Genomic DNA, 4,147 nt, shown 5'->3' on the forward strand with positions numbered 1-4,147 from the left:
TTGGGGTATTTTGACCAAGAAGAAACAGGGAGGCGCGCGTCATGGGTGTCGTTGTGCAGAATGTCGAGCGGTGTGAGCCGGAGCTGATCGCGCGGTTGGGGGCGGCGGGGGTCGCCACGGTACACGAGGCGATGGGGCGGCGCGGACTGATGTCCTCTGCCATGCGGCCCATTCAGCAGGACATGGGGCTCGCCGGGTCGGCGGTGACAATCAGCGCGCCGCCGGGCGACAACTGGATGGTGCATGTGGCCATCGAGCAGTTGCGGGACGGCGATATTCTGGTGCTGGCCCCGACCGCCCCCTGCGACATGGGGTATTTCGGTGACCTCCTGGCGACAAGCGCGATGGCGCGGGGGTGCCGGGCGCTGGTGATCGACGCGGGCGTGCGGGACACGCGCGACCTGCGTCAGATGGGCTTTCACGTCTGGTCCACGGCGGTCTCGGCCCAAGGCACGGTCAAGGAGACTCCGGGCAGCGTGAACGTGCCGGTGGTCTGCGCGGGCGCGCTGGTCAATCCGGGCGACGTGGTGGTGGCCGACGATGACGGCGTCTGCGTCGTGCCGCGCGCCGAGGCGGCGGCGGTCATGGAAAAGGCGCAGGCGCGGCTGGACGCGGAAGAGGCCAAGCGGCAGCGGTTGGCCGCGGGTGAGTTGGGGCTGGACATCTACGACATGCGCGGGCGGCTGGCCGACAAGGGGTTGAAATATGTCTGAGGGCCTGCCGGTCATGTGGATGCGCGGCGGCACGTCGAAGGGCGGGTACTTCCTGGCCTCGGACCTGCCCCGGGCCGAAGCGGCGCGGGACGCGGTGTTGCTGGGGATCATGGGCTCTCCCGATCCGCGGCAGATCGATGGCATGGGCGGGGGTGATACGCTGACCTCGAAGGTCGCAGTGCTTCGGCCCTCGGAACGCGAGGGGGTCGACGTGGATTACCTGTTCCTGCAGGTCTTCGTGGATCGGGCGCTGGTCACGGATGCGCAGAATTGCGGCAATATCCTGGCCGGTGTCGGCCCTTTCGCCATCGAACGTGGGCTGGTGCCCGTGCGGGGCGCGGAAACCCCGGTGACGATCTGGATGGAGAACACGGGCCAGGTGGCGGTGGCGCGGGTGGCGACGCCGGGCGGGCGTGTCGCCTATGCGGGGGATGCACGCATCGACGGGGTTCCGGGGCGGGCGGCGCCGGTGCCGATCGCCTTTCGCGATACCGCCGGGTCCAGTTGCGGGGCGCTCTTTCCCAGCGGACAGGTGGTGGATGTCATCGACGGTGTCGAGGTGACTTTGATCGACAACGGCATGCCCTGTGTCATGCTGCGGGCTTCGGACCTGGGGATCGCGGGCGACGAGACGCCGGAGGTTCTGGAGGCGGATGAGACCCTGCGCAGCCGGCTGGAGGCGATCCGCCTGGCGGCGGGACCGATCATGAACCTCGGCGACGTGACGGAGAAATCCGTGCCCAAGATGACGCTGGTCAGCGCGCCGCGCGCGGGCGGTGCGATCGCGACGCGGACCTTCATCCCGCATCGCTGTCACAAGGCGATCGGGGTGCTGGGGGCTGTCAGCGTGGCCACTGCCTGCCTGACCGTGGGGGCCGTGGGCCATGACCTTGCCGTCTTGCCACGGGGCAATCCCAAGCCGTTGTCAGTGGAACACCCAACCGGCGAGATGACCGTGGTCGGGCACCTTGAGGGTGGCGAGGTGACGCGCGCCGAGGTGCTGCGCACCGCACGCAAGCTGATGGATGGCATTGTCTTTCCCAAGGAGGTTGAGGCATGAGCGAGATGACACCAGGCTATCTGCCGTTTCACCCGTCGCCGAGAAAGCCGGACTATCACCCGCCCGAGGGGGCCGTGGACGCACATTGTCATGTCTTTGGCCCCGGCGCGGTGTTTCCCTACGCGCCAGAGCGGAAATACACGCCCTGCGATGCGCCTAAGGAAAAGCTGTTCGAGCTGCGCGATTTCCTGGGGTTCGCGCGCAACGTGATCGTGCAGGCCAGCTGTCATGGCAAGGACAACGCGGCGCTTGTCGACGCGCTGGAGGCATCGGACGGTCTGGCGCGGGGTATCGCCATCGTGGGCGCCGACGTCGATGACGCGGAATTGCAGGCGCTGCACGCGGCCGGTGTGCGCGGCGTGCGGTTCAACTTCGTCAAGCGGCTGGTCGACGCGACACCACACGAGGTCTTTGAACGGATCGCCGCCAAGGTCGCGCGGCTGGGCTGGCATATCGTCGTCTATTTCGAGGGGCAGGACCTTGCAGAGGTGGCGCCGCTGGTGCGGCGCCTGCCGGGGATCGTCGTTGTCGATCACATGGGGCGGCCCGATGTCACAGAGGGCGTCGAAGGCGTGGGCTTTCGCGCCTTCATGGAGTTCCTCGCCGAGGATACGCGGTACTGGGTCAAGGTCTCCTGTCCCGAACGGCTGACCGTTGCGGGGCCGCCCTATGACGATGTGGAGCCCTTTGCCCGGGCGCTGGTCGAGAGGTTCCCGGACCGGGTGCTCTGGGGCACCGACTGGCCGCATCCCAACATGAAAAGCCATGTGCCCGACGACGGGGCGCTGGTCGACGTGATCCCGCGGATCGCGGTCACGGCAGACGTGCGGCAGCGCTTGCTGGTGGACAACCCGATGCGGCTTTACTGGCCGGAAGAGGCATGATGCCTGCAACGGACATCCGTGCGCCCCTGGTGGCGGTGCTGGCGACGACGATGGTCGTGGCCTGCATCCTGTGGAATATCGAGGCGCCCACACGGCTGGGCGTGGCGATTCTGACGCAACAGTACATGGCGCTGCAACTGGGGCTGGCGCTGACCATCGCCTACCTGAATTTCGACTTTCGCGGACAGGAAAAGGATCGCACGGGCTGGATCGACGGCGGGATCGCCCTGATTGCCTTTGGCGTGCTGATGTACGCCGCCTGGGATTTCGTCTGGCTGCTGCGGGAACAGCCCTACCGGCCCTGGCAAATCACGCTGGTCGGAACCGTCGTCGTGATCGCGGTGATGGAGGGCGTGCGGCGGCGCGCGGGCTGGATGCTGTTCGGGATCGTCGGTGTTTTCCTGGTCTACGCCCTGTTCGCGGACAAGGTGCCCGGGCGGCTCATCGGCAAGGAGCTTTCGCCGGTGCGGCTGGTGCAATACGTGGGTTTCGATCCGAACGCTGTGTTTTCCACGCCGCTTGCGGTGGGGACGATCATCGTTCTGCTCTTCGTTTTTTTCGGCAAGCTGTTGTTCGCCGCCGGGGGCGGGGCCTTTTTCACCGATCTCGCGATGGCGGCCACGGGGCGGTCGCGCGGGGGCAGTGCCAAGATCTCGGTCGTGGGCTCGGCGCTCTTCGGCTCGATCTCCGGGTCTGCGGTGTCCAACGTCGTCACGACCGGCGTCGTGACCATCCCGTTGATGCAGCGCGGCGGCTATACCAAGCGCGACGCTGGCGCGATCGAGGCGGTGGCCTCGACCGGGGGACAGTTGACGCCGCCGATCATGGGCGCGGCGGCCTTCCTGATGGCCGAGTTCCTGGACATTTCCTATTTCACCGTGGCCGGCGCCGCCTTGTTGCCCGCGGCGCTGTATTACTTCAGCGTCTTCCTACAGGTGGACCTGATCGCCGGACGGGATCGGATCGCGCCCTCGGACGTGGACGGGCTGACCGTGCGGCAGGTCCTGCGCGAGGGCTGGCATTTCGTCATTCCCTTTGGTGTGCTGCTGGGTGCCCTGTTCTGGCTGCGGATGGACCCGGCGGATTCCGCGCTGCTTTCGGCACTGGCCATCGTTGTCGTCAGTTTCCTGCGCAGCTATCGCGGCCAGCGTTTGACGCTGAAGACGCTTGGGAAGACATTCGTCGAGACCGGAACCGGCATGGTGGACCTGATCCTGGTCGTGGCGGCGGCGGGGTTTGTCATCGGCATACTGAACATCACCGGTCTGGGCTTTGCGTTGACCCTGGTGCTGGTGGATGCGGTGGGGGCGAATGTCGTGCTGCTGCTGGGTATCTCGGCGGTGATCTGCATCGTGCTGGGCATGGGGATGCCGACCTCCGGTGTCTATGTCCTGCTGGCAGCGCTGGTGGCGCCCTCGCTGGTCGAGGCGGGGATCGACCAGATCGCGGCGCATCTGTTCATTCTCTACTTCGGCATGATGTCGATGATC

General features: G+C 66.6%; 4 protein-coding genes. All 4 read left to right on the plus strand.

What is annotated here, in order from left to right:
• Positions 1–41: 41 nt before the first annotated feature.
• The gene (locus PVW46_RS14575; RefSeq protein WP_069211673.1) at positions 42–713 is read left to right on the plus strand and encodes a 4-carboxy-4-hydroxy-2-oxoadipate aldolase/oxaloacetate decarboxylase; all 672 of its coding nucleotides are present in this window, start codon (positions 42–44) and stop codon (positions 711–713) included.
• The gene (locus tag PVW46_RS14580) at positions 706–1,773 is read left to right on the plus strand and encodes a 4-oxalomesaconate tautomerase (RefSeq protein WP_069211674.1); all 1,068 of its coding nucleotides are present in this window, start codon (positions 706–708) and stop codon (positions 1,771–1,773) included. The genes PVW46_RS14575 and PVW46_RS14580 overlap by 8 nt, the downstream gene beginning before the upstream one ends.
• On the plus strand, positions 1,770–2,657 hold the full coding sequence (locus PVW46_RS14585; protein WP_274576378.1) for an amidohydrolase family protein: 888 nt from the start codon (positions 1,770–1,772) through the stop codon (positions 2,655–2,657). Before PVW46_RS14580 ends, PVW46_RS14585 begins: the two co-directional genes overlap by 4 nt.
• On the plus strand, positions 2,654–4,147 hold a 1,494-nt coding region (locus tag PVW46_RS14590), incomplete at its 3' end, for a TRAP transporter permease (protein WP_274576379.1). The genes PVW46_RS14585 and PVW46_RS14590, both read left to right, overlap by 4 nt.

Source organism: Mameliella sp. AT18 (genome assembly GCF_028807275.1).
In the GTDB taxonomy this organism is placed as follows: domain Bacteria; phylum Pseudomonadota; class Alphaproteobacteria; order Rhodobacterales; family Rhodobacteraceae; genus Antarctobacter; species Antarctobacter albus.

Excerpts from the sequence above, each read along its gene's own strand:
- PVW46_RS14575 (WP_069211673.1), top strand. The coding sequence starts at position 42 with ATGGGTGTCGTTGTGCAGAATGTCGAGCGGTGTGAGCCGGAGCTGATC.
- PVW46_RS14580 (WP_069211674.1), top strand. The coding sequence starts at position 706 with ATGTCTGAGGGCCTGCCGGTCATGTGGATGCGCGGCGGCACGTCGAAG.
- PVW46_RS14585 (WP_274576378.1), top strand. The coding sequence starts at position 1,770 with ATGAGCGAGATGACACCAGGCTATCTGCCGTTTCACCCGTCGCCGAGA.